This window comes from Cupriavidus sp. FW306-01-F10A (genome assembly GCF_058782785.1).
On sequence record NZ_JBYSYA010000032.1, the window covers coordinates 24,278 to 49,468 of the forward strand.

Genomic DNA, 25,191 nt, shown 5'->3' on the forward strand with positions numbered 1-25,191 from the left:
CTTCAGTGCGAACTGCGTGCTGGTGGCCGCCGGCGTCCCTGGGAAGCATCCGATGGGAACGGCCACGGGAGGCCGCTATCATAGCAACATGCCAAAACACCCATCGCTTCGCAGGTCTGCCGCACGCGGCCCCGGCGCCGTGGCGGACGCTGTTCCCGCCGGCTCTGCGTCACATCGCGCAGGCGCCGGCCATTGCCGCGCTGGCGGCGCATGGACGCCATGGCGGCGGCCGCTGGCGGCGCTGCTGGCGCTGACGTTGGCGGCGCCGGCCTGGCCCCAGGGTACGCCGCGCACGGCCACGGCGCCAGCCACGCCGGCAGCGGCCGTGCCTGCCAGGCCCCCACAGCCGGTGCCCGCCATCTCGGGCGAGGCCAGCGACCAGGTCTATGACAACCTGAACCGCAGCGTGAAGGCGGGCCAGAAGTCCGAGTTTGGCCTGCGCACCAACAACGCGGTGGTGGAGGCCGGCGGCATGCAGCTGCCGGACCTGGGCGACCCGTCCACGGCGTCGCTGTCGCCCGACATGGAAAAGCGCCTGGGCGACCGCATCATGCGCGATATCCGCCGCGACCCGCTGTACGTGCCGGATCCGCTGCTGTCCGATTACCTGAATGCGCTGGGCTACCGGCTGGTGCAGGCGGCGCGGCGCCAGAATATCTCCGGCTCGACCGGTGCGGGCACCTTTGCCACCGGCTTTGACCTGTTCGCGGTGCGTGACCGCAGCATCAACGCGTTTGCGCTGCCGGGCGGCTATATCGGCGTGCATACCGGGCTGCTGGTGCAGTCCGATACGGAATCGGAACTGGCCTCGGTGCTGGGCCATGAAATCGGCCACGTGATGCAGCGGCATATCGCGCGCGGCATCACCTCGCAGGACCAGTCGATGTGGATCGCGCTGGCCTCGATGGTGCTGGCGGGCCTGGCCGCCACGCGCAGCCCGGACGCCGCGGCGGCGCTGGCCATGGGCGGGCAGGGCGCGGCCATCGCCAACCAGCTGTCGTTCTCGCGCGGGGCCGAGCGCGAGGCCGACCGGGTCGGCTTCCAGATCCTGACCGCGGCGGGGTTTGACCCGCAGGGCATGCCCGATTTCTTCATGCGGCTGCAGCGCGCATCGGGGACCGCGGAAAACTCGGTCCCGTCTTATGTGCGGACTCACCCGCTGACCTCCGAGCGGATTGCCGACATGCAGGACCGCGTCAGCCATGCCAGCAAGCGCAAGGTCGCCAACACGCCTGAATACGAGTTTGCGCGGATGCGGGCCCGCGTGATCCAGGAATCTTCGCCCAGCGACCTGCAGAACCTGCGCGCGGCGCTGCGCACGCAACTGCCGGGAGCAACGGCACTGCGCGCTCCGGCGCTGCACTACGGCCTTGCCTTTACCGAGCAGCGGCTGGGCCGCTACCCGGCCGCCGAGCAGGAGTTGGCCGAGGCGCGCCGACTCTACGGCAATATCCCCGGCGCCACCTCGGGCAGCCCCATGCTGGACGTGATGGCGGTGGAACTGGCGCGCGCGCAGGGCCGCGTGCCCGAGGCACTGTCCCAGGCCAGCGCGTCGATGAAGGTGTTCCCGCTGTCGCATGCGGTGGCGATTGCCTATGCCGACACCCTGGTCGGCTCAGGCCGCTATGAAGAGGCCGTGCGCTTCCTGCGCGAACGCACGCGCCAGGAGACCAGCCGCGGCGAATGGTGGGAGCTGCTGGCGCGCGCCTACGCGGGCCAGGGCAAGCGCTTGCAGCAGCACCAGGCGCTGGCCGAGAAGTATGCGATGGACGGCGCCTACCAGGCCGCGATCGAGCAACTGCAGATCGCGCGCAAGGCCGGCGATGGCGACTTCTACACGCTGTCCGAGGTCGATGCGCGCCTGCACCAGCTGGAGCGCCAGTACCGCGAGGACAAGCAGGACAGCAAGGGCATGCCTAACTGAGGCAGGCGTTCAGCCAGCCGGCGGCGCCGGCTGGCGCACGAAGCCAAAGCGCCCGGGCACCTCGCTCTCGGCAATCGGCTCGATCGGGATGTCGCGGCCATCATGGTGGAATACGCCCAGGTCAGTGCCGCAGGCTTCGCCATGCCAGGTGCTGGCGCCGCTGAACAGTTCCAGGTCGTGGTCGTGCAGCAGGGCGGCCTGCTGTGCCGGCGGGCTGCCTTGCGCCATGCCCTCGACCGTGCCGGCCAGCACCACGTTGCCGTGCTCGTCGGCGTAGCAGGCCTGCAGCGTGAAGGGCTGCTGCGTGGTCGTGCGCAACGCGCCTTCATGCAGCCGCGCGACCCACGGCGCATAGCCCAGTGATACGAACACCCGCTGCGGGCCGTTCTGGAAGTACCAGGCGCCGCGCTCGTCGCACAGGTAGTTGCGTTCGATAAAGCCGATCAGCGCTTCATGGCGGATGGGGTCGCCCGACAGCCCGTGCTGCTGGGCGTACTCATTGCGCAGGCGCCACTGGCCGCGGCGGTCCAGTGCCAGCCAGCCGTAGGCGTTGGGCACGTTGGGCCAGCGTGCCATGGCTTGCCTGACGATCTCGTCCATCTCTGTCTCCTCGGCGGGCCGTGGGGGGACTGCGCCCGCCTCACATCATGCCGTCAAAAAATCTCAGGATCCGTGCCGGCAACCATTCGATGTCGCCGCTGAAGCGCCCGTCGGGCAGCAGGGGCAGGTGCCGGCGCCAGCCCTCGGGCGGGGTCATGAAGCCGACATGGCCGCCGTGCTCGGGCTGTTCCAGCCATACCTGGGGGCTGGCGTCGGCCGGGCCGGGCAGGTGCCGGGCCGGCAGGAAGGGATCGTTGCGCGCATTGAGCACCAGCGTGGGCACGGCGATGTCGCGCAGCACGGGTTTGCTGGCGGCGCGGCGCCAGTAGTCGTCGGTATCGACAAAGCCGTGCAGCGGCGCGGTGACGACGTTGTCGAAGGCGTACAGGTCGCGGCTGGCCAGCATCGTGTCGCGGTCGAACAGCCCCGGGAACTGCCCCAGCTTGGCCAGCGACTTGCGCTTGAGCGTCTGCAGGAACATGCGCGTGTAGACCAGGTTGAAGCCGGCTGATAGCGCCGCGCCGCCGGCAGCCAGGTCCAGCGGCGCGGAGATCGCCGCGGCCGCATGCACGTGGGCGGCGCTGGCGCCGTCTTCGCCCAGGAAGCGCAGCAGTGCGTTGCCGCCCAGCGAGATCCCCACCACCAGCAGCTTGCGCCCGTTGGCGCAATGGCGCTGGCGCATGCGCTCCAGCACCCAGCGGATCTCGGCCGAATCGCCCGAATGGTAGAAGCGCGGCGCCAGGTTGAGCTCGCCCGAGCAGCCGCGGAAATGCGGGACCACGCCCTGCCAGCCGCGCAGGGACAGCGCATGCATCAGCGCCTGCGCGTAGTGGCTGCCGGAATCGCCCTCCAGGCCGTGGAACATCACCACCAGCGGCGTGTCCGGGCGCACCGGGTGGGTGGTCCAGTCGAGGTCGATGAAGTCCTGGTCGGGGGTATCCCAGCGCTCGCGGCGGAAGCTCACGCGCGGTGGGCGGCGCGTGAAGCGCGCGGGGATGATGGTCTGGGCATGGCCGCCGCGCAGCCACCAGGGCATCGGCACGCCTTCGCCGTAGCCATGGCCGGGCGCCGTGGCGGGATCAGCCTGGGCGGCGTGGACGGCCTGGGGAAGGCGGTGGTGCGGAAGCAGCGTCATGCCGGCGTGGTGTTGCAGCAGGCCGCGGCGCGGCGGCCATGCGGGTTCAGTGCAGCGCCTGCCCCGGCGCGGCGGCCACGGCGGCAACCTGCACCGCGTTGGCCGGGCTGCAGTGGATATGCGCCAGGCGCCAGCCTTCGTGGTTCTGCATCAGCACATAGGTGGTGTGCACGTACAGGTCGGCCTCGACGCGGTCGCCGCCGAAGCGCAGCGCCTCGGTCACGTCGAAGATCGACACGGCCATCGACGCATGGCTGCTGGTCTCGATTGCATCGACCAGCACCGGCTGTTCTTCCAGCAGTTGCAGGAAGGCCTGGCGCAGCTGTTCGTGGCCGATCAGGCGCTGGCCGTCGGGCAGCACGCAGGTGATCGAGTCTTCGTCCAGCCACAGGCGCAGCGCGCCGTCTGCGTCGCGCAGCTTCAGCGCTTCGCGAAAGGCTTCGACGATGTCTTCGGCGGAATCGAACAGGCGGGCAAAGCGAGGCATGGTGGCAGTAGAAGTGGCGAGGGCAGTGAGGTCAGGGCCGGTGCAGCAGCTTGCGCAGCTCGACGAACACCATTTCAGGTTCGATCTCTTTCAGGCAGCGCAGGTGGCCCAGCGGGCACTCGCGCTTGAAGCAGGGACTGCACTCCAGCTGCAGCCACATGATACTCGCTGCCTGTGACAACGGCGGCGTGTGGCGCGGGTCGCTCGAGCCGAACACCGCCACCTGGGGCCGGTTCAGCGCCGCGGTGACGTGCATCAGGCCGGAGTCGTTGCAGACCGCGGCTTCGGACAGCGCCAGCAGGTCCACGGCATCATCCAGCGAGGTCTGGCCGCAAAGGTTGCGCACGAACGGGGCCTCGCTGACGATCTCGGCGGCGATCTCGGCGTCCTTGGCAGAGCCCAGCGTGATCATCTGCGCATACGGGTAGGAACGCCGCAGCATCTGCGCGAGCCTGGCGAAATGCCCGGCCGGCCAGCGCTTGGCCGGGCCGAACTCGGCACCCGGGCAGAACGCGATCACGCGCGTGTGCGGGGCGATGCCAAAGCGCTCGGCGGTGGCCGCCATGCGCGTCGGGTCGACGCGCAGGCGCGGCTCGGGCAGGTCTTCGGGCAGGCGCGCGCCGGGCTTGAGCGCCAGGCGGGCGTAGTGCTCCACCATCGGCGGGCGCTTGTCGCGCGGCGGGTTGGCGTGGCGCACGTTGAGCAGGCCGAAGCGGGCTTCGCCGCGGTAGCCTATGCGCAGCGGGATGCCGGCCAGCCAGGGGACCAGTGCCGACTTGAGCGAGTTCGGCAGCACGTAGGCGAGGTCGTAGCCTTCGTTCTTGAGCTGCTGCGCGAACATCAGCCGTGCCGACAGCTGCAGCTTGCCGTGCGCGAGGTCGGACGGGAACACGCGGCCGATCTCCGGCATGCGCGCGAGCACGGGCGCGACCCACTTGGGCGCGAGTGCGTCGATGACCAGGCGCGGATGGCGCGCCTTGAGCAGCGCAAAGAGCGGCTGCGCCATCAGGGCGTCGCCGATCCAGTTGGGGGCGATGACGAGGGCTTTCTTCATGGGCGGGGCGCTTGGAGCCGGCACGGGTGCGTCGGCGCGGACGCCGGCAATGCCGACGCTCCGGGGCGCCTGCAAGCGGCCCGGAGCGTCGGGATCGTGCGCATGCGGGCGGCTCGGGTCAGTGGTGGCCCTTCAGCACGGTGCCCGGCTTGAGCTTGTAGACGGTGCCGCAGTAGGGGCACTTGGCTTCGCCGGTGTCTGCCACGTCGAGGAACACGCGCGGATGGTAGTTCCATGCCGGGGTGTTGGCGGTCGGGCAATGCAGCGGAATGTCTTCAGCGCCGATTTCGATGATGGTGGCGGTTTGCGTCATGGTGTTGCAGGGAGTGATGCTTATTGTTCGATGAAAACAGCGGGTGTGCCGCGCCCGGCAGTGCCGGGCGCGCGCAACAGGGGCTGGCGGCCGGTACTCAGACCAGCGTCAGCCACTTCTTGTACTTTTCGTTGGTGCCGCCCACGGCGGCAAAGAACGCGTCCTGGATCTGCTTGGTCACCGGGCCGCGGCGGCCTTCGCCGATGACGCGGTCGTCCAGTTCGCGGATCGGCGTCACTTCGGCGGCGGTGCCGGTGAAGAAGGCCTCGTCGGCGCAATACATCTCGTCGCGGGTGATGCGCTTTTCACGCACCTCGATGCCCAGGTCGCGCGCGATGGTCAGGGTGGCGTCGCGGGTGATGCCGTCCAGGCACGAGGCCAGGTCCGGCGTGTAGATCACGCCGTTGCGCACGATAAACACGTTCTCGCCCGAGCCTTCGCTGACATAGCCCTCGGTGTCGAGCAGCAGCGCTTCGTCGTAGCCCAGGCCGGTGGCTTCCTGGTTGGCCAGGATCGAGTTGATGTAGTAGCCGCTCGCCTTGGCGCGCACCAGCGACACGTTGACGTGGTGGCGCGTGAACGACGAGGTCTTCACGCGGATGCCGCGCTCCATGCCTTCCTCGCCCAGGTAGGCGCCCCACGGCCAGGCCGCGATTGCCACGTGGATGGTGTTGCCCTTGGCCGAGACGCCCAGTTTCTCGTCGCCGACCCACACGATCGGGCGGATGTAGCAGGATTCCAGCTTGTTGGCGCGCACCACTTCGCGCTGCGCCGCTTCCAGCGTGGCCTCGTCGAAGGGCATGACCATCTGGAAGATCTTGGCCGAATTGAACAGGCGGCGGGTGTGCTCCTTCAGGCGGAAGATGGCGGTCCCTTCGGGGGTCTTGTAGGCGCGTACGCCCTCGAACACGCCCATGCCATAGTGCAGCGTATGCGTCAGCACGTGGATCTTGGCGTCGCGCCATTCGATCAGCTTGCCGTCCATCCAAATCTTGCCGTCGCGATCCGCCATCGACATGTCTGTTCTCCCTGCGCCGTGGAAATAGCAAAAACGACATTGTAAGCCCGGGGGACATGGGTCACAACGCGGCGCGGGCGCCGCTGCGGTCTAGAATCCTCTTTTTCGGGCATTCTTGCCCTGTAACGCGCACCGTGCCGCCGCGCTGGCGGCCTTGATTCCCACACTCGCCGTGCCTTTGACCCCACATCCCGGACCCGATGTCCCGCCTGACAGGGCTTCCGACCCCGGCGGCGCGTCCGCGCCGCAGACCGGCTGGCAGCAGGCGCTGGAGGCGCTGCGCGCGCTCGCCGGCAGCGAGCCTGCCGCCGGGGCCGAAGGCGGCAGGCGCCTGCTGTGGGCGCTGACGCTGGATGCCGACGGCGCGCCCGGCACGATCGAGCCGCTCGAGCAGGTGCGCGGCGCGCGCGGCTGGGGCAAGCCCAGGCCGGTGCCGCTGGCGCGCGTGGCCGAGGACGACCGGCTGGAGCCGTGGGACGCCCGCGTGGCCCGCGCCATCCGCCGCGACCAGTCGCACAACCGGCGCTACGTGCTCGACCGCGCCGCCGCGGCGATGGCGCTGGTGGGGCACCCCGGCGTGGTGCTGGCGCATGCGCCGTCGCAGACGCTGGAGGTGGTGGAGGACGCGCCCGCGCTGGAAGCGGTGCGCAGCGCCGGCCGCTACGTGCTGCGCATGTTCCCGCCGGCGCGCGAGGCGCCGGCGATGGAAGCCTTGCTGCCGGCCGCCGCGCGCCAGGAGGCCGAGGCGCTGCGCCAGCTCACGGTGGTGCGCGACGGCCCGCACCGGCTGCGGCTGATCCGCTTTACGCCGGCGCAGTTCGAGGCTGCCCGGCTGATCGGCGATGGCCTGGCGATCCCTGAGGACGGCCACGCCCAGCTCGACCAGACCTTGCGCGCGCTGGCCGGCCAGTTCCAGGTCCAGGCCGACCAGGCGGGCGGATCGCGCGCGGTGGAGGCTGACGCGCGCCTGCGCGCCGAGGTGGCACCGTTGGGCGGGCTGGCGGGGCGCGGCATTTCGCTGCGGCTGGTGGTGACGCCGCTGGGGCCGCTCGGCCCGCGGCTCGCGCCCGGCGCCGGGCGCGAGCGCCTGATGGCCGCGGTGCGCGGCGAGACCCTGGCCACGCAACGCGACCTGGATGCCGAGCTGGCCAGCGTGGCCGAGGTCTTCGCGGCATTGCCGCAGCTGGTGGCGCTGGCGCCGCCGGGCGGCGAATACACCTGGATGCTGGACGATCCGGAGGACGCGCTCGCGGTGGTCGAGGCGCTGCCCGGCCTGCCCGCGGTGCAGGCCGTGGAATGGCCGCGCGGCAAGGAACTGCGGGTGCTGCCGGCCGACCTGGCGCAGCTGGGCGTGCACATCGAGAGCCGCGGCGCATGGTACCGGCTGGCCGGCGAGCTGCGCGTGGCCGAGGGGCTGGTGCTGGAGCTGGGCAAGCTGATCGACTGGACCGGCAGCCACGCCGGGCGCTTCGTGCCGATGGGGCAGGGCGTCTACGTGGCGCTGACGCGCACGCTGCGCGGCCGGCTGCGCGACCTCGCCGGCGTCGGTGAGCATGTGCCCGACGGCATTCGCGTCCCGCAGATGGCGACGCCGTGGCTGGATGACGTGCTGGCCGGCGCCGGCGTCGATCCCGATGCGCATTTCCGCCAGCGCATCGCCCGGCTGCGCGCCGCGCGCGAGGCTGACATCGCGCTGCCTGCCACGCTGGCGGCTGAGCTGCGGCCCTACCAGGAGGCCGGCTACCGCTGGGCCATGACGCTGGCGGCCTCGGGCCTGGGCGCCTGCCTGGCCGACGACATGGGCCTGGGCAAGACCCTGCAGGCGCTGGCGGTGCTGGTGGCGCGCGCCGGCGGCGGCGCCGCGCTGGTGATCGCGCCGACTTCGGTGTGCGGCAACTGGGCAGCCGAGGCGCGGCGCTTTGCGCCCACGCTCAACGTCCATGTCTATGCCGAGGGCGATCGCGAGACGCTGCTGGCGCAGGCCGGGCCGCATGACCTGGTGATCGTCTCGTACACGCTGCTGCAGCAGGCCAGCAAGGCGTTCTGCGCGCGCGCATGGCATACCGTGGTCGCGGACGAGGCGCAGGCCTTCAAGAACGCGGTCACGCGGCGGGCGCAGGCCATGTTCGCGCTGCCGTCGGGCTTCCGCATGGCGCTGACCGGCACGCCGGTGGAGAACCGGCTGGCCGAGCTGTGGTCGGTGATGCGGTTCTGCAATCCGGGTTTGCTGGGCTCGCTGGCCCGCTTCAACGAACACTTTGCCAACCCGATCGAGCGCGGCGGCATGCGCGAGGCGCGCCAGCGGCTGCGCCGCATGATCGCGCCGTTCGTGCTGCGCCGGACCAAGGCGCAGGTGCTGGACGAACTGCCGCCGCGCACGGAGCTGGTGATCCGGGTCGAGCCCGAGCCGGTCGAAGCCGCGCACTACGAGGCCCTGCGCCGCCAGGCCCAGACCGAGGCCGAGGCCGCGCTGGCGCGCGTGGAAGCGGCACGCAAGGCCACCAAAGGCGCGCCTGCCGGGGCCCGCGCGCGCGCCCTGGCGCAGGCCCAGCACCAGGCCCAGGCGCGCATCCACGTGCTGGCGCAGCTGATGCGGCTGCGGCGCGCCGCGTGCGATCCGCGCCTGGTCACGCCGGAACTCAGCGGCCAGCTGTCCGAAGGCGCCAAGGTGCGCGCCTTTGTCGAGCTGGCCAGCGAGCTTGCCGCGAGCGGCCACAAGACCCTGGTGTTCAGCCAGTTTGTCGACTTCCTGCAGTTGCTGCGCCAGGGGCTGGAGCGCGCCGGGCTGGCGCTGCAGTACCTGGACGGCGCCACCCCCGCGGCCGAGCGCACCCGCCGCGTGGCCGCCTTCCAGGCCGGCGAGGGCGATGTCTTCCTGATCAGCCTGAAGGCCGGCGGCTTCGGCCTGAACCTGACCGCGGCCGACTACGTGATCATTGCCGACCCCTGGTGGAACCCCGCCGCCGAAGACCAGGCCATGGGCCGCGCGCACCGCATCGGCCAGCAGCGTCCGGTGACGGTGTACCGGCTGATCAATGCCGGCACCATCGAAGAGCGCATCGTCGACCTGCACCGCGACAAGCGCGCGCTGGCCGACGGGCTGCTGGAGGCGGACGAAGAAGGCGCTGCCGGCACCGGCGCGCCCTTGCCGGAGATCGACGAACTGGTAGGCCTGCTGCGGCGCTGAGCGGCCATATGCCCGCATGGCATACCTTCAAGCGAACTCGGTCGTTTGGTTTTGGCAGGATCCTTGCTATCTTGTGGGGCTGGCCCGAGGCTCAGATCCCGGCCGGCCCCATGTTCAGTCCTGACTCTCTCCGACGGTGCCCCCATGCCTATTTCGTCCCGCCTGCTTCCGCGCTTGTCCTTCCGTTCCGCTACCGGCCTGGCCGCGCTGTGCGCCGCCGCTGCCGTCAGCACGGTCAGCATGCCCGCCCGCGCGCAAGGGGAGTGGCCGACGCAGCCGGTGACGATCCTGATGGGCTTTGCTGCCGGCTCCGGCGTCGACATCGTCGGCCGCACGCTGCAGGAGTCGCTGCAGAAGTCGCTGAAGACCACCATCATCTACGACTACCGGCCGGGCGCCGGCGGCAACGTGGCCTCCGAGGTGGTCGCGCATGCCAAGCCGGATGGCTACACGCTGCTGCTGGGCACTGCCGCCACGCACGGCATCAACCCGGCGCTGTACAAGAACCTGCCGTTCGACGCCGAGGCCGATTTCACCCCGATCGCGCCGCTGGTCGAGGTCTCCAACGTGCTGACCGTCAACCCGGCGGTGCTGGACGTGAAGTCGGTCAAGGAGTTTATCGAGAAGGTCAAGGCCAACCCGGGCAAGTACAACTTCGCCTCCACCGGCAACGGCACCGGCACGCACCTGGCCTTTGCCGAGTTCAACGCGCGCGCCGGCCTGGACATGGTCCACGTGCCCTACAAGGGCGGCCCCGACGCGCTGCAGGCGGTGGTGAAGGGCGAGGTCTGCTGCATCTTCAACCAGGTGCAGAGCGTGCTGCCGCAGTACCGCGCCGGCAAGGTGCGCCTGCTGGGCGTGACCACCAAGCAGCGCGTGCAAGTGATTCCCGACGTGCCGACCATTGCCGAGAGCGGCCTGCCCGGCTTCAACAGCACCATCTGGTTCGGCTTCTTCGGGCCCAAGGGGCTGGATCCGAAGATCGCGCGCAAGGTCAACGATGCGGTGAAGGTGGCGCTGGAAACGCCGGCGATCCGCCAGAAGCTGATCGATGCCGGCAACACGCCGCGGGTCGAGACCGTGGATCAGTTCAAGGCTACGGTGAAGGGGGATCGGCAGAAGTGGGCGGGGGTGGTCAAAACCGTGGGCGCGTCGATCGACTGACGCGCGCTGGCCTCGGTCAGATCCGTACCCCCAGCCGCGTGAGCAGGTGCGCCAGTTGCGCCTGCGTGCCCGTCCCGGTCTTGGTGAAGATTGCCTTGAGTTGGGTGCGTCCGGTCTCGCGCCGGATGCCGATCAGCTCGCACGCCTCGGGCAGGCCGATGCCCGATGACAGCTGCAAGGCCAGCCGGGTCTCGGCCGGCGTGAGGCCGTAGAGGTCGCGCAAAACGGCTGGCAGCGTCATCGGCGCGGTGCCGGGCTCGTGGATCGCCACCAGCACGCTGGGGCGCTGCCAGTCCATCGCCAGATGGTGCGCCGGCGGCAGCGGCAGCAGGACGACCTGGGCCTGGCGGCCGGCGCTGTCAGCCGCGCGCAGCGCCTGCGCCGGCTGCGGGTTGGCGGGGTTGCATGCCGCCCGCAGCGCCTCGGCAAACGGGCGCGACAGCTGCCAGTCGGCTTCCTCGCGCACGGCTATGGCGGGCGGCGCCACGGCGCGGGTTTCGACCGACACCGCCGGCAGCAGCCGGCGCACCCAGGTCTCGCCAATGCTGTTGGCCATCAGCGGCTTGCCGTCGTCGCGGAACACGATCACGCCGAACGGCAGCCGCTCCATCAGTTGCGCCGACGCATGCGCCAGTGCCGACACCTGGTGGGTGCGGTCGCGCAGCGCCATCGCATGGCGCACGTGCGGGATGGCCCAGTCGAGCGCGCGCGCGTCTTCGGGCGAATAGTGGTCGTGGCCCTGCGGGCGCTGCAGCGACAGGAACACGTCGTAGTGCGGCTGGCGCTCGATCAGGCAGGCCATCACCGATGACTGTTCGAATTGCCGCAGGAACTCGCCGTAGAAGGGCGACTTGCGCATCGCCTGCGCGCCCAGCTCGCGTGAATCGATATACCAGTTGCCCACCGACATGCGCCTGGCGAACGGCAGGGCCGGGTCGATGGCTACGTACTGTTCGCTGTAGGCGGCCACCGCCTCCGGCATGGGGTTGACCTCCTGGTTCACCAGCACGCGCTCGTTGACGGTGTCGAGCACCAGCAGATGGGCATGCGTGCTGCCGCTGGCCTGGCACAGCGCGCCCAGGCTGCGCTGCCAGGCATCGGCATCGAAGATCCCCTCGTACAGCGCGCGAATGGTGTCGTGCATCTGTGTGTCGCTCATGGCTTCCCTTCTTTTTACTTCTTTTATTTTTAGCACTTTCTTCGCGGGGCAACGGGCGGGCCGCGGGCGCGGCGCCGGCCCGCTGCCGGGCGCGTGGTGTTCAGGCCTCGTCCAGCGCCGCGCCCAGGCGCGAGAGCAGATGCGTCAGCTGGGCCTGGCTGTTGCAGCCGGTCTTGTGGAATATGGCCTTGAGCTGGGTGCGCGCGGTTTCGTGGCGGATGTTCAGCTGCTGGCTGGCTTCGGGCAGGCCCTGTCCGGTGGCCAGCTGGGTGGTCAGCCGGGTCTCCGCCGGGGTCAGTCCGTACAGGTCGCGCAGCACCGGCGCCAGCAACAGCGGCGCGCTGTCCTGCTCATGCACGATCACCAGCGCCGCCGGTTCCTGCCATTGCGCGGCAAACGCGTGCGAGGGCGGCAGCGGCAGCACGATCACCTGCGCGCAGGCGCCGTTGCCGTCGGTGGCGCGGGCGGCCTGCGCGGCGACCGCGCGCTGCGGGTCGCAGGCGGCCTGGACCATGTCGGCGAACGGGCGCGACAGGGTCCAGTCCGACACCTTGCCGGCCGGGTCCAGGCGCCGCGCCCAGCGCTCGCCGGCGCGGTTGCTCAGCAGCACCTGGCGCTGCGGCGAGAACACCAGCAGGGCAAAATTGAGCCGCTCCACCAGCTGCGTCGACAGCCGCGCCAGCACCGTCAGCCCCAGCGTGCGGTCGCGCATGGCCATGGCGCTGCGCATATGCGGGATGATCCAGTCCATGCCGCGGGTGTCGTCGGGCGAGAACAGCGGCTGCGTGCGCGCGCGCTGCATCGAGAAATAGACTTCGTAGTGGGGCTGGCGCTCGACCAGGCAGGCCACGTAGGAGCGCAGGTCGTAGCGGTGGAAGAAGTCACGGTAGAACGGATGGCGGGCCATGGTGCCTTCGCCCAGTTCGCGCGCGTCGATATACCAGTCGCCCGGCCGCAGGCGCGGCGCGAACTGCTTGGCCGGATCGATGGCCTGGTAGTCCGATTCGTACTCGGTAAACAGTTCCACCACCGGATTGACGATCTCATTGACGGTGACCTGGTCGCGGACAGTGTCCCAGACCATCATCGAGGCGTGTGCCGTGCCCGCCAGATCCGTCAGGGTGCGCAGGCTCTGCTGCCAGGCACCGGGATCGAGAATGCCCTCGTACAAGCCACGGATTGCTCCGTGCATGTCGGCTTCTTTCATCTGACTCACCCCCTGCATTCGCGACAAGGAAATGCGCGGCGCCGGCGGTGCGTCTGATCGCACACCGGCTGCTTTCTTTTTGGCTGCTTGTTATTTTGGCCGCCTGTTGTCATGGCCGTTTCAAGACCGGCTCTGGCGCTTTTTGCGTGTCTGTTGTAGCAGACGTTGCATACATTACCGCACTCGGGGGTCAAGAGGGGCATGGAGCTGACCCTTCTTTCGTGGGGAGGGGCGCCACCTGGCTTGTGCGGGATTGCGCATAATGTGCTGCAAGAGGCATATCACATGTGCGTAACGGTCCGGAATCGGCAAAGCGTTGACCACGATCAGGTAAAATGCCCGTTTCCCCGAATTCCAGCGAAATCTCGCGCCATCCATCGCCATGACCTCTGTCCTGCGTCTTTCCGACCTGATTTCCCAAGGCAAAATCTCCGGCAAGCGGGTGTTTATCCGCGCCGACCTGAACGTGCCGCAGGATGACGCCGGCAACATCACCGAGGACACCCGCATCCGCGCCTCGGTGCCGGCGATCGAGGCCTGCCTGGCTGGCGGCGCTGCGGTGATGGTCACCTCCCACCTGGGCCGCCCGACCGAGGGCGAGTTCAAGCCCGAGGACTCGCTGGCGCCGATCGCCACGCGCCTGTCCGAGTTGCTGGGCAAGCCGGTCAAGCTGGTGCAGAACTGGGTCGACGGCGTCGAGGTGGCGCCGGGCCAGGTGGTGCTGCTGGAAAACTGCCGCGTGAACAAGGGCGAAAAGAAGAACAGCGACGAACTGGCCCAGAAGATGGCCAAGCTGTGTGACGTCTACGTGAACGATGCCTTCGGCACCGCCCACCGTGCCGAAGCCACCACGCATGGCATCGCCAAGTACGCGCCGATCGCCTGCGCCGGCCCGCTGCTGGCCGCAGAGATCGACGCGCTGGGCAAGGCGCTGGGCCAGCCGGCGCGCCCGCTGGTGGCGATCGTGGCCGGCTCCAAGGTCTCGACCAAGCTGACCATCCTGAAGTCGCTGGCCGACAAGGTCGACAACCTGATCGTCGGCGGCGGCATTGCCAATACCTTCATGCTGGCCGCCGGCCTGAAGATCGGCAAGTCGCTGGCCGAAGCCGACCTGGTCGGCGACGCCAAAACCATCATCGACATCATGGCCAAGCGTGGCGCCTCGGTGCCGATCCCGGTCGACGTGGTGTGCGCCAAGGAATTCAGCGCTACCGCCGCGGCCACCGTCAAGGACGTCAAGGACGTGGCCGACGACGACATGATCCTGGACATCGGCCCCAAGACCGCCGCGATGCTGGCCGAGCAGCTCAAGGCCGCCGGCACCATCGTCTGGAACGGCCCGGTAGGCGTGTTCGAGTTCGATCAGTTCGGCAACGGCACCAAGGTGCTGGCCCAGGCCATCGCCGAATCGAAGGCGTTCTCGATCGCCGGCGGCGGCGACACGCTGGCGGCCATTGCCAAGTACGGCATCGCCGACCGCGTGGGCTATATCTCCACCGGCGGCGGCGCGTTCCTGGAATTCCTGGAAGGCAAGAAGCTGCCCGCATTCGAAGTGCTGGAGCAGCGCGCCGCAGGCTGACGCATCCGCCGGGCCCGGCGGTGTTGCCGGGGCCCTGAACCAGGAATTCCGCGCATGACTCGTTCCACCAAGATCGTCGCCACCATCGGCCCCGCCTCCAGCTCGCTGGAAATCCTGACCCGCATGATCGCGGCGGGGGTCGACGTGGTGCGGCTGAATTTTTCGCACGGCACCGCCCAGGACCATCTCGACCGCGCCCGCCTGGTGCGCGAAGCCGCGCAGGCATGCGGGCGCGAGGTCGCCATCATGGCCGACCTGCAGGGCCCCAAGATCCGCGTCGGCAAGTTCGAGCATGGCAAGATCACGCTCAAGGCGGGCGACCCGTTCATCCTGGATTCGAGCTGCCAGCTAGGCAACGAGCAGCGCGCCGGCCTGGACTACCAGGACCTGCCGCGCGACGTCGGCCCGGGCGACCTGCTGCTGCTCAACGACGGCCTGATCGTGCTGGTGGTGGACCGTGTGTTCGGCAGCGAGATCTTCACCACCGTGCGCGTGGGCGGCGAGCTGTCCAACAACAAGGGCATCAACCGCCAGGGCGGCGGGCTGTCGGCGCCGGCGCTGACCGCCAAGGACATGGACGACATCAAGACCGCCATGGCCCTGGGCGCCGACTACGTCGCGGTCAGCTTCCCCAAGAACGCCACCGACATGGAAATGGCGCGCCAGCTGACCGCGGTGGCCGGCCAGCCGCACGGCCACAAGGCCCGCATGATCGCCAAGATCGAGCGCGCCGAGGCGATCCGCCCGGGCGTGCTGGAAGAGATCCTGCAGGCGTCCGACGGCATCATGGTGGCGCGCGGCGACCTGGCCGTGGAAGTCGGCAATGCCGCCGTGCCGGCGCTGCAGAAGCGCATGATCAAGCTGGCGCGCGAGGCCAACAAGCTGACCATCACCGCCACCCAGATGATGGAGAGCATGATCGTCAACCCGGTGCCCACGCGCGCCGAGGTCTCGGACGTGGCCAACGCCGTGCTGGACGGCACCGACGCGGTGATGCTGTCGGCCGAAACCGCCGCCGGCCGCTACCCCGTGGAGACGGTCGAGGCCATGGCCGCGGTCTGCATCGAAGCCGAGAAGTCCGAGGTGGTGCAGCTCGACACCGATTTCCTGAACCAGACCTTTTCGCGCATCGACCAGTCGGTGGCGATGGGTGCGCTGTTCACGGCCTATCATTTGCAGGTGAAGGCGATTGCCGCGCTGACCGATTCCGGCGCCACCGCATTGTGGATGAGCCGTCACCGCATCCATGTGCCGATCTATGCGATGACGCCCAACCTGGCCTCGCAGCGCAAGATGCAGCTGTACCGCAACGTGGTGCCGCTGCCGCTGCAGTCCAGCGCCGACCGCGACACCGCGCTGGAGCAGGCAGAAGAACTGCTGCTGGCGCAGGGCGTGGTGCAGCGCGGCGATTTCATCGTGCTGACCATCGGCGAGCCGATGGGCCAGCCGGGCGGCACCAACACCCTGAAGATCGTCAGGGTGGGCAGCTGAAAGTGAGATGAAGCAATGCGTGCCATGCCGGACGGAGCGCCAGCGCGGAATGCGCAAGGCTGACGGAGCCGGCAGGCACGGGCAGCGCCACGTAAGTCGATGCACTGCGTAAGCGCCGATTAGAAGAATACGCGGAAGACACCCCATTTTTTATTAGGAGTTAGACATGCCACTCGTATCGATGCGCCAGCTGCTGGACCACGCGGCCGAGAACAGCTACGGCCTGCCGGCCTTCAACGTCAACAACCTCGAGCAAGTGCAGGCCATCATGCAGGCTGCCGACGAGGTCAACGCCCCGGTGATCATGCAAGCCTCGGCCGGCGCGCGCAAATACGCCGGTGAGCATTTCCTGCGCCACCTGATCGAAGCCGCGGTAGAGGCTTATCCCCATATTCCGGTGGTGATGCACCAGGACCACGGCCAGTCGCCGGCGATCTGCCAGGGCGCGATCGACCTGGGCTTCTCGTCGGTGATGATGGACGGCTCGCTGCGCGAAGACGGCAAGACCCCGGCCGAGTATGAGTACAACATCGACGTCACCCGCAAGGTGGTGCAGCTGGCCCACGCCGTCGGCGTGACCGTGGAAGGCGAACTGGGCTGCCTGGGCTCGCTGGAAACCGGTGAAGCCGGCGAAGAAGACGGCATCGGCGCCGTCGGCGTGCTGGACCACTCCATGCTGCTGACCGATCCGGAGCAGGCCGCCGACTTCGTCAAGGCCACCCAGCTGGATGCCCTGGCCATCGCCATCGGCACCTCGCACGGCGCTTACAAGTTCACGCGCAAGCCCACCGGCGATATCCTGGCGATCAGCCGCATCAAGGAAATCCACGCCCGCATCCCCAACACCCACCTGGTGATGCACGGCTCGTCGTCGGTTCCGCAAGAGCTGCTGGAAGAGATCCGCAAGTTCGGCGGCGACATGAAGGAAACCTACGGCGTGCCGGTCGAGGAAATCCAGGAAGCGATCAAGTACGGCGTGCGCAAGATCAACATCGACACCGACATCCGCCTGGCCATGACCGGCGCGATCCGCCGCTTCTTCGCCGAGAACCCGAGCAAGTTCGACCCGCGCGAATACCTGAAGCCGGCTCGCGAAGCCGCCAAGCAGGTGTGCAAGGCGCGCTACATCGCCTTCGGCTGCGAAGGCCAGGCCGGCAAGATCAAGCCGATCGGCCTGACCGACATCGCGCAGCAGTACAAGGCGGGCAAGCTGTCGCAGGTCGTGCAGTAAATGTCCCTAGTCCGCCTTCCGCGCAAGGGGAAGGCGGATTGCAGTTCCGGCCGCCGCGGCACGCATCCAGCGCCCGGCGGCTTCGCCGTTTTATCGGAACCATCATGTCCAACGCTCTCTACCAGTCCTCCATCAACTCGCTGCCGCTGCTGGGCCACGGCAAAGTGCGCGACAACTATGCCGTCGGCAATGACAAGCTGCTGATCGTCACCACCGACCGCCTGTCGGCGTTCGACGTCATCATGGGCGAGCCGATTCCCGACAAGGGCCGCGTGCTGAACCAGATGGCGAACTTCTGGTTCCGCAAGCTCGCGCACATCGTGCCGAACCACGAGACTGGCATCGCGCCCGAGACCGTGGTCGCGCCGGAGGAAGTGGAGCAGGTCAAGGGCCGCGCCGTGGTGGTCAAGCGCCTGCGGCCGATCCTGGTCGAAGCCGTGGTGCGCGGCTATCTCGCCGGCAGCGGCTGGAAGGACTACCAGGCCACCGGCAAGGTGTGCGGGATCGAGCTGCCCGCCGGCCTGCAGAACGCGCAGAAGCTGCCCGAGCCGATCTTCACCCCGGCCGCCAAGGCCGAGATGGGCGAGCACGACGAGAACATCTCGTTCGCCGAAGTCGAGGCCCGCATCGGCATCGCGCTGGCGCGCCAGATGCGCGAGATCTCGATCCGCCTGTACAAGGAAGCGGCCGAGTTTGCGGCCACGCGCGGCATCATCATCGCCGATACCAAGTTCGAGTTCGGCCTGGACGACAATGGCGTGCTGACGCTGATGGACGAGGTCCTGACCGCCGATTCGTCGCGCTTCTGGCCGGCCGATTCCTACCAGGTGGGCACCAACCCGCCGTCGTTCGACAAGCAGTTCGTGCGCGACTGGCTGGAAGCCGTGCGCATCGACGGCAAGCCCTGGCCCAAGACCGCGCCGGCGCCGCAACTGCCGGACGAGGTGATCGAAAAGACCGCCGCCAAGTACCGTGAAGCGCTGACGCGCCTGACGGGCGAAGAACTGCAGTAACCAAAATGTGTTCCCCTCTCCCCTCATGGGGAGAGGGCAGGGTGAGGGGTGGTTCAGCAAGGCGCCACGCGTCAAGAGGCGCCGGCCCTCACCCCCGCCCCTCTCCCGCAAGCGGGAGAGGGGCGCAAACAAGGAAGGATCAAACGTGAGCAAGCAAGACAAGCCGCTGGTCGGCGTGGTGATGGGCAGCAGTTCCGACTGGGACGTGATGCAGCACGCAGTGGCCATGCTGAAGGATTTCGGCGTGCCGTTCGAAGCCCAGGTGGTGTCGGCGCACCGCATGGCGGACGACATGTTCCGCTATGCCGAGAGCGCGCGCAGCCGCGGCATCCGCGCCATCATCGCCGGGGCCGGCGGGGCCGCGCACCTGCCCGGCATGATCGCCGCCAAGACCATCGTGCCGGTGTTCGGCGTGCCGGTGCCGTCCAAGTACCTGCGTGGCGAGGATTCGCTGCTGTCGATCGTGCAGATGCCCAAGGGCGTGCCGGTGGCCACCTTTGCCATCGGCGAGGCCGGTGCCGCCAATGCCGCGCTGCACGCGATCGCCACGCTGGCCACCACCGACGAGGCGCTGGCCGGCGCGCTGGAAGCGTTCCGCGCGAAGCAGACCGAAGCCGCGCGCGCGATGACGCTGCCGCTGTAATCATCCGGACATCCCACGGAACCTAGCAATGCCTACCGATATCCATCCCTACCTCTCCGAAGCCCACACGCCGGAATCGCGCGCCGAGTTCGGCGTCGACCGTCCCGACGCGCCCATCCTGCCCGGTGCGTGGCTCGGCATGCTGGGTGGCGGCCAGCTCGGCCGCATGTTCACGCATGCGGCGCAGGCGATGGGCTATCGCGTATGCGTGCTCGATCCGGACCAGGACAGCCCGGCCGGCTCGGTGGCGGACAAGCATATCTGTGCGCAATACACCGACGAGGCCGCGCTGGCCGAAATGGGCAAGCTGTGCCAGGCGGTAAGCACCGAGTTCGAGAACGTGCCGTCGCTGTCGCTGGACCGGCTCGAGCAGCTGGGCGCCTTTGTCGCGCCGCGCGGCTACTGCGTGTCGATCGCGCAGAACCGCATCGGCGAGAAGAAGTTCTTTGCCGCGTGCGCCGAGCGCACCGGCGTGTCGCCGGCCCCGCACTGGGTGATCCAGCACGATGCCGATGTCGACCAGTTGCCCGACCACGTGCTGCCCGGCATCCTCAAGACCGCGCGCATGGGCTACGACGGCAAGGGCCAGGCGCGCGTGAAGACGCGCGACGACGTGCGCGCCGCCTGGAATGCCATGCAGCACGTGCCGTGCGTGCTGGAGCAGATGCTGCCGCTGGCCTATGAGGTCTCGGTGCTGGCCGCGCGTGCCGCGGACGGCTCCACCGCCACCTGGCCGCTGGCCGAGAACGTGCACCGCGACGGCATCCTGTTCTCGACGGTGATGCCGTCGACCAGCGTGTCGCCTGACATTGCCGACCGCGCGCGTGCTGCAGCGGCTGCCATCGCTACGGAGATGGGCTACGTCGGCGTGCTGTGCATCGAGTTCTTCGTGCTGACCGACGGCTCGCTGGTCGCCAACGAGATGGCGCCGCGCCCGCACAACTCCGGCCATATCACCATGGATGCGTGCGAGACCAGCCAGTTCGAACAGCAGGTGCGCGCCATGGCGCGGCTGCCGCTGGGCAGCACGCGCCAGCACTCGGCTGGCAAGATGCTGAACCTGCTGGGCGACGTGTGGTTCGAGTTCGGCCTGGAGCGCACGCCGTCCTGGGACGAGGTGGTGGCGCAACCCGGCGCCAAGCTGCACCTGTACGGCAAGGGCGATGCGCGCCCGTCGCGCAAGATGGGCCACGTCAACTGCGTGGGCGAGCATGCCGAAGCGGCCGACGCCGCCTTTGCCGCCGCCGCGCAGGCGCTGCATATCCCGCTCTGAAGCCATAGCTCCAAGGAACACGATGTCGCCGCGCATGCCCACGGCCGCTGAACTGGACGAAGCCGTCCGCCTGCTCGAGGCCGGGCAACTGGTCGCCTTTCCCACCGAAACCGTCTACGGGCTCGGTGCGGACGCCGAGAATCCCGAGGCGGTCGCCCGCATCTTCGCGCTCAAGGGCCGGCCGTCGAACCATCCGGTGATCGTCCACGTGGTGGACGGCGCCGATATCGGCTACTGGACCGACGAGGTCCCCGAGGCCGCGCAGCAGCTGATCGACGCCTTCTGGCCCGGCCCGCTGACGCTGATCCTGAAGCGCGCCGCGCATATCCATCCGGCCGTCGCCGGCGGCCAGGACAGCATTGGCGTGCGTTGCCCCTCGCACCCCGTGGCGCAGGCGCTGCTGGCCCGCTTCAAGCGCGGCCGCGGCGGCATTGCCGCGCCGTCGGCCAACAAGTTCGGCCAGGTCAGCCCGACCACCGCGCAGCATGTGCGCGACGAGTTCGGCGATGCGGTCTATGTGCTGGAAGGCGATGGCGTGGAGGTCGGTATCGAATCGACCATCGTCGACCTGTCGCGGCTGGACCAGGGCATCGGCCCGGTGCTGCTGCGGCCGGGGGCGATCACCGCGGCGATGATGGCGCAGGTATTGGGCGCGGCCCCGCTGCCGCCCGATGCGGCCGCGCCGCGGGCTTCAGGCACGCTCAAGGCCCACTACGCGCCGCACACACCGCTGCTGCTGGCCGATGCGCAAGCAGCATCGGCGCAGCTAGCCTCGCTGCCGGACGATGCCCGCGTGGCGTGGGTCGGCCGGGCGCCGCTGGTGGACCAGCGTTGTACCTGGGTGCAGGCGCCTGCGGACGCGGCGGCCTATGCGCGCGAGCTTTACCGCTTGCTGCGCAAGCTCGACAAGCAGGGCTATACGCAGCTGATGTTCGAGGTGTTGCCTGAAGGGCAGGATTGGGCCGGGGTGCGGGATCGGCTGGAGAGGGCGGCGGCGGCGTTTGGAGGATGAGGCGGGCGGTGGCTCGCCGCTGGCCTTACTTCGTCGACGCGCCGGCCCTCACCCCAGCAACCTCAACGCCGTATACACCGCCATCCCCACCATGATCATCCCCACCATCTTCCGCGTCAGCAGGTAGAACAACGTGGCCGCAATCCCGGCCATCAGCTTGTCGTTGGAGAACGCCACCGTGAAATGCCCCTGCCAGGTCATCAGGTCCGGCAGGATGATCGCCGCCAGTGCCGCGGCCGGCGCATAGCGCAGCGCCCGCGCGATGCGGTCGGGCACGGTGACATGCTCGCCGGCCATCAGGAACAGCGCGCGCGTGACGATGGTGACGACCGCCATGCCAAGGATGGCAATCCAGATTTCAAGATGGCTCATGCGCGGTCTCCCGGCGGCGTTTCCGGCGCGGCGGCGTTGGTGACCTCGGGGGCCTTGGGCTTGCGCCGGCGGATGCCGCGCAGCGCCGCGCGCGCGGCCAGGTCGTCGCTGGCCATGCCGGCGGCAATCGCGCCCACCACTGCCACCACCAGGCTGAGGCGGTACGGCAAGTCGAAGCAAAGCAGCGCCAGCACCGCCGACACCACCACGGCCAGCAACGTGGAGCGCGAGTTGATGGTGGCGATCATCACCGGGATCAGCGCCATGGTGCCCGCCAGCCCCAGGCCCCAGCTGTCGGGGAACAGGCTGGCCAGCACGATGCCGATGATCGACGACAGCTGCCACATGCAGAAGTTGGTCAGCGCCATGCCCCAGAAGTAGCCTTCCTTGCCAGGCTCGTAGCCGGGCGTGCTGTACTTCTGCAGGAAGTAGACGAAGTGCAGGTCGCCGTTGAACGAGCCCAGGATGGTGCGCCGCCATAGCGGCATGTAGCTGAAGTGCGGCTGCATGCCGGCGCTGAAGATCACGAAGCGCAGGTTGACCACGGCCGCGGTCAGCCAGATGGTCCACAGCGGCAGGCCCGCGGCGAACAGCGGCAGCACCGCCAGCTGCGCCGAGCCGGCATAGACCAGCAGCGACATGCCGATGGCTTCGGGCACGGTCATTACGGATTTGCTCATCGCCACGCCGGTCACCAGGCCCCAGGAGAAGACCGCGGGCAGGGACGGGGCAAAGTAGCGCGCGCCGTCGATAAAGCCGGCGCGTTCGGCCGGTGCGAAGCGATGCCAGAGGCGCAACCACACCGGGGGTTGTCGGGAAGTCATGTCAGAGGGCGAGGGGGCAATGCAGGCCCGGGGCCGAGGGCCGGCCCGGAAGGCTGCCGCCGCAGGACGCGGCCGGCACCCTGGCATTATAGGGGCGGATCGGACGCTGGTAAGTGTCCGCTTAACAAAATGCGGCCGCGGCGTTGGCGCCAGGCCACGGCGCCGCGCCGCAGCCTGCCCGGCGCGGACTCAGGGTGCGCCGCGGTACACCCATTGCAGCAGGGCGTCGTGCGCTTCCTGCGCCTGCGCGGCGTTGGGGTGGTTGATCATGCTGACCACCACGTAGCGGCCACCCTCGGCAGCATCCACAAAGCCGGCCAGCGCGCGCACGTCGGCCAGCGTGCCGGTCTTCAGGTAGCCGTTGCCGGCCGCGTTGGCGCGCGTCAGGCGGTTGCGCAGCGTGCCGTCGACGCCCAGCACCGGCAGTGAATCGATCAGCACCGGCCCCACGCTGCTGGCCGCGGCCTGCTGCAGCAGGCGCGCCATGTCATAGGCGCTGATGCGTTCCTCGCGCGACAGCCCCGAGCCGTTGTCCAGCACCAGGCCGGGCATGTCCAGCCCCTGGCGTGCCAGCCAGCGCTGCACCACGCGGATCGAGCGCCCGGTGCTGGCCGGGCCGCCGCGGTCCATTTCGGCGCCGATGGTCAGGAACAGCTGCCGCGCCATCACGTTGTTCGAGAACTTGTTGATGTCGCGCACGATATCCGCGAGCGGCAGGCCGTAGTGGCGCGCCAGCAGCACCGCGCCGCGCGGCACCTTGCCGCTGCGCAGCCCGGGCATGTGGGCAAAGCGTCCGCCGGCGCGCTGCCATTCGGCGACGAAGCCGCCCCAGGTGAACTCCGCATGCGACAGCGTGGCGATATTGAGCACGTGCTCGCCGCAGTCGCTGGCATAGTCGCCCGAGAACGACGCCAGCACGGTGCCGTCCGCCTGCGGCAGCACGCTCGGGCTGGCGCTCGACTGCCAGTCGCCGCAGCGGCCGTTGGTCAGCGTGAGCCGGTTGTCCAGCTTGAGCTGCGCCAGCTCGGGCGTGACGCTGACTGCCACGGTCTGGCTGGCCGGGTCCGGCGTCAGCGTGAACGACAGTGTCTTGAACGCATAGAGCAGCGCATCCGGGCCGACGTTGTAGGCGCGCTGCACCTCGCCGTCGATGGTGCCGTTGCCGTCCAGGCCATCGGCAAAGTAGCTGCGGTCCAGCACCAGGTCGCCGTTGATGCCGGTGGCGCCCCCGGCGCGCGCCTTCGCCACCAGCTTGGCCATTTCCTCGGGCACCAGCTTGGGATCGCCGTGGCCGCGCAGGTAGACGTTGCCGTTGACGGTGCCGTCGAAGCCGGGCTGGGCGTCGGCGTAGAGCGAGGTCTGCCAGCGGTAGTCGGGCCCCAGCAGCTGCAGCCCGGCAAAGGTGGTGACCAGCTTCATGGTCGAGGCCGGGTTCATCGGCTGCTGCGCATTCCAGCTGGCGCGGGCGGTGCCGGCGCCCAGCCTGACCACGTAGAAGCTGGCGGCGGACGCCGGTACGCCGGCTCGGCGCAGCGCCGCGGCCACCGGGGCCGGCACGCCGGCACTCACCAGTGCGGGATCGGCAGCGGCTTTTGCGGCGGTGGCGGCCTTGGCCGCTTTGGCCGCCTTGACCGTCTTGGCGGGCGCTTTGGCTTGCGCCGGGGTGAGCGCGGGACCGCCGGCCAGCAGCACGGCGGCAAGGATGGGCGAGAGCAGTGGCGACAGGCGGCGCAGCAGGGCGCCGGGTCGCGATGCAGTAGGCGCGGCGATTGTTCTTGGCATGGCGGCCATGTTAACGCATGGCCACTGGCAGGCGGGTGACAGTCTTGCCGGCTGCCCTCAGCCGGCGCGCGGCGGCGCCAGCCGTGCCAGCAGCGACTTCAGCGTGGCCTGCTCGGCCTCGCTCAGCGCCGAGCCGACGTGCGCGTCGTGCGCCACCACCGCCTGCGTGGCGGCTTCCAGCGTGCGGCGGCCGGCTGCCGTCAGCACCAGGCTGTAGGCGCGGCGATCGCCGGCTGCCGGGCGGCGCGCCACCAGGTTCATCTCTTCCAGCGCGTCGACCAGCAGCACCGCCCCCGAGCGCGCGATGCCGAGGATCTGCGCCAGCTCGGTCAGCTTCAGGTGCGGGTTGCGCGAGATGATGATCAGCGCCGAAAAGCGCGGCGGCGTGATCTGCCATTGCGCCAGCGACAGCACAAAGTCTTCATAGATGCGGATCTGCGCGCGGCGGATGGCGTAGCCGATCAGGTTGTCGAGCACGCCATAGTCGATATTCGGCACATGCGGGTCGAAACCGGCATCGGCACCGGCGCTTGCGGCCGGATCCGGCGCGAGCGGGTCGCGCGCCTTGCGCCGCGCGGACGTGGCGGTGGTGCTGCGCGGGCGCGGGGGTGCGGCGGGCGGTGTGCCGGATGCTTCGGGATTCATCAGACTTGCTCCGAGAAACCCCGGCTTTCAGTGCGGGGAGTGAAAGGAGTGCTGCCGGCAGCAAGCAATCCCAATTTA

General features: G+C 69.1%; 22 protein-coding genes. 10 read left to right on the top strand and 12 right to left on the bottom strand.

The features are described 5' to 3' along the window. Positions 1 to 88 precede the first annotated feature (88 nt). Entirely contained in the window at positions 89 to 1,924 is a 1,836-nt protein-coding gene (locus tag AC3WLF_RS28835; RefSeq protein ID WP_492359148.1) for a beta-barrel assembly-enhancing protease, read from the top strand. 9 nt (positions 1,925 to 1,933) lie between these two features. Here the strand turns inward: AC3WLF_RS28835 and AC3WLF_RS28840 are convergent, their stop codons facing one another. The 6 genes from AC3WLF_RS28840 to AC3WLF_RS28865 all read right to left on the bottom strand — a co-directional run bounded on the left by AC3WLF_RS28840 (position 1,934) and on the right by AC3WLF_RS28865 (position 6,531). Further along, entirely contained in the window at positions 1,934 to 2,524 is a 591-nt protein-coding gene (locus AC3WLF_RS28840) for a DUF2946 family protein (RefSeq protein ID WP_492359149.1), read from the bottom strand. A gap of 40 nt (positions 2,525 to 2,564) precedes the next feature. Next, on the bottom strand, positions 2,565 to 3,659 hold the full coding sequence (locus AC3WLF_RS28845; RefSeq protein WP_492359150.1) for a YheT family hydrolase: 1,095 nt from the start codon (positions 3,657 to 3,659) through the stop codon (positions 2,565 to 2,567). A gap of 46 nt (positions 3,660 to 3,705) precedes the next feature. Next, positions 3,706 to 4,146, bottom strand: a complete 441-nt coding sequence (locus AC3WLF_RS28850; protein ID WP_010812207.1) for a YybH family protein — start codon at positions 4,144 to 4,146, stop codon at positions 3,706 to 3,708. A gap of 31 nt (positions 4,147 to 4,177) precedes the next feature. Continuing rightward, positions 4,178 to 5,200, bottom strand: coding sequence for a lipopolysaccharide heptosyltransferase II (gene waaF / locus AC3WLF_RS28855; RefSeq protein ID WP_010812206.1), 1,023 nt, complete (start codon positions 5,198 to 5,200; stop codon positions 4,178 to 4,180). Between the two features lie 118 nt (positions 5,201 to 5,318). Continuing rightward, the gene (locus AC3WLF_RS28860; protein WP_010812205.1) at positions 5,319 to 5,513 is read right to left on the bottom strand and encodes a zinc-finger domain-containing protein; all 195 of its coding nucleotides are present in this window, start codon (positions 5,511 to 5,513) and stop codon (positions 5,319 to 5,321) included. Between the two features lie 97 nt (positions 5,514 to 5,610). Further along, entirely contained in the window at positions 5,611 to 6,531 is a 921-nt protein-coding gene (locus AC3WLF_RS28865; protein ID WP_010812204.1) for a branched-chain amino acid transaminase, read from the bottom strand. 172 nt (positions 6,532 to 6,703) lie between these two features. On the opposite strand from AC3WLF_RS28865, the gene AC3WLF_RS28870 reads away from it, so the two are divergent. Both AC3WLF_RS28870 and AC3WLF_RS28875 read left to right on the top strand, forming a co-directional pair. Further along, a complete protein-coding gene (locus AC3WLF_RS28870) occupies positions 6,704 to 9,718 on the top strand; it encodes an SNF2-related protein (RefSeq protein ID WP_492359151.1) in 3,015 nt (1,004 codons plus the stop codon). A 144-nt stretch (positions 9,719 to 9,862) separates the two neighbouring features. Next, positions 9,863 to 10,882, top strand: a complete 1,020-nt coding sequence (locus tag AC3WLF_RS28875) for a Bug family tripartite tricarboxylate transporter substrate binding protein (RefSeq protein WP_492359152.1) — start codon at positions 9,863 to 9,865, stop codon at positions 10,880 to 10,882. 16 nt (positions 10,883 to 10,898) lie between these two features. Here the strand turns inward: AC3WLF_RS28875 and AC3WLF_RS28880 are convergent, their stop codons facing one another. Next, positions 10,899 to 12,041: a helix-turn-helix transcriptional regulator gene (locus AC3WLF_RS28880; RefSeq protein WP_492351621.1), complete on the bottom strand. Its 1,143-nt coding sequence runs from the start codon at positions 12,039 to 12,041 to the stop codon at positions 10,899 to 10,901. 100 nt (positions 12,042 to 12,141) lie between these two features. Next, positions 12,142 to 13,248 (bottom strand): helix-turn-helix transcriptional regulator, encoded by a 1,107-nt coding sequence (locus tag AC3WLF_RS28885; protein WP_492359153.1) that lies wholly within the window; start codon positions 13,246 to 13,248, stop codon positions 12,142 to 12,144. A 382-nt stretch (positions 13,249 to 13,630) separates the two neighbouring features. Between AC3WLF_RS28885 and AC3WLF_RS28890 the strand changes: the two genes are divergently transcribed. The 7 genes from AC3WLF_RS28890 to AC3WLF_RS28920 all read left to right on the top strand — a co-directional run bounded on the left by AC3WLF_RS28890 (position 13,631) and on the right by AC3WLF_RS28920 (position 21,490). Then, positions 13,631 to 14,827: a phosphoglycerate kinase gene (locus AC3WLF_RS28890; RefSeq protein ID WP_492317633.1), complete on the top strand. Its 1,197-nt coding sequence runs from the start codon at positions 13,631 to 13,633 to the stop codon at positions 14,825 to 14,827. Between the two features lie 54 nt (positions 14,828 to 14,881). Next, a complete protein-coding gene (pyk, locus tag AC3WLF_RS28895; protein WP_492317632.1) occupies positions 14,882 to 16,318 on the top strand; it encodes a pyruvate kinase in 1,437 nt (478 codons plus the stop codon). A gap of 166 nt (positions 16,319 to 16,484) precedes the next feature. After that, positions 16,485 to 17,549, top strand: coding sequence for a class II fructose-bisphosphate aldolase (gene fba, locus AC3WLF_RS28900; protein ID WP_010812197.1), 1,065 nt, complete (start codon positions 16,485 to 16,487; stop codon positions 17,547 to 17,549). A 104-nt stretch (positions 17,550 to 17,653) separates the two neighbouring features. Beyond that, positions 17,654 to 18,562: a phosphoribosylaminoimidazolesuccinocarboxamide synthase gene (locus AC3WLF_RS28905; RefSeq protein ID WP_492317630.1), complete on the top strand. Its 909-nt coding sequence runs from the start codon at positions 17,654 to 17,656 to the stop codon at positions 18,560 to 18,562. Positions 18,563 to 18,707: 145 nt separating this feature from the next. Beyond that, on the top strand, positions 18,708 to 19,205 hold the full coding sequence (gene purE / locus AC3WLF_RS28910) for a 5-(carboxyamino)imidazole ribonucleotide mutase (protein ID WP_010812195.1): 498 nt from the start codon (positions 18,708 to 18,710) through the stop codon (positions 19,203 to 19,205). A 28-nt stretch (positions 19,206 to 19,233) separates the two neighbouring features. Beyond that, entirely contained in the window at positions 19,234 to 20,478 is a 1,245-nt protein-coding gene (locus AC3WLF_RS28915; RefSeq protein ID WP_492317629.1) for a 5-(carboxyamino)imidazole ribonucleotide synthase, read from the top strand. Positions 20,479 to 20,500: 22 nt separating this feature from the next. After that, on the top strand, positions 20,501 to 21,490 hold the full coding sequence (locus AC3WLF_RS28920) for an L-threonylcarbamoyladenylate synthase (protein WP_010812193.1): 990 nt from the start codon (positions 20,501 to 20,503) through the stop codon (positions 21,488 to 21,490). 48 nt (positions 21,491 to 21,538) lie between these two features. On the opposite strand, the gene AC3WLF_RS28925 is transcribed toward AC3WLF_RS28920, so the two are convergent. From AC3WLF_RS28925 to AC3WLF_RS28940, 4 genes are all read right to left on the bottom strand, one after another. Next, on the bottom strand, positions 21,539 to 21,862 hold the full coding sequence (locus tag AC3WLF_RS28925) for an AzlD domain-containing protein (RefSeq protein WP_492317628.1): 324 nt from the start codon (positions 21,860 to 21,862) through the stop codon (positions 21,539 to 21,541). Next, positions 21,859 to 22,686 carry an AzlC family ABC transporter permease gene (locus AC3WLF_RS28930; protein WP_041687155.1) on the bottom strand — a complete coding sequence of 276 codons (828 nt, stop codon included), beginning with the start codon at positions 22,684 to 22,686 and terminating at the stop codon, positions 21,859 to 21,861. The genes AC3WLF_RS28925 and AC3WLF_RS28930 overlap by 4 nt, the downstream gene beginning before the upstream one ends. 189 nt (positions 22,687 to 22,875) lie before the next feature. Continuing rightward, entirely contained in the window at positions 22,876 to 24,477 is a 1,602-nt protein-coding gene (dacB, locus tag AC3WLF_RS28935) for a D-alanyl-D-alanine carboxypeptidase/D-alanyl-D-alanine endopeptidase (protein WP_492351620.1), read from the bottom strand. A 48-nt stretch (positions 24,478 to 24,525) separates the two neighbouring features. Next, positions 24,526 to 25,113 (bottom strand): MarR family winged helix-turn-helix transcriptional regulator, encoded by a 588-nt coding sequence (locus tag AC3WLF_RS28940; RefSeq protein WP_492351619.1) that lies wholly within the window; start codon positions 25,111 to 25,113, stop codon positions 24,526 to 24,528. Between the last annotated feature and the right edge of the window lie 78 nt (positions 25,114 to 25,191).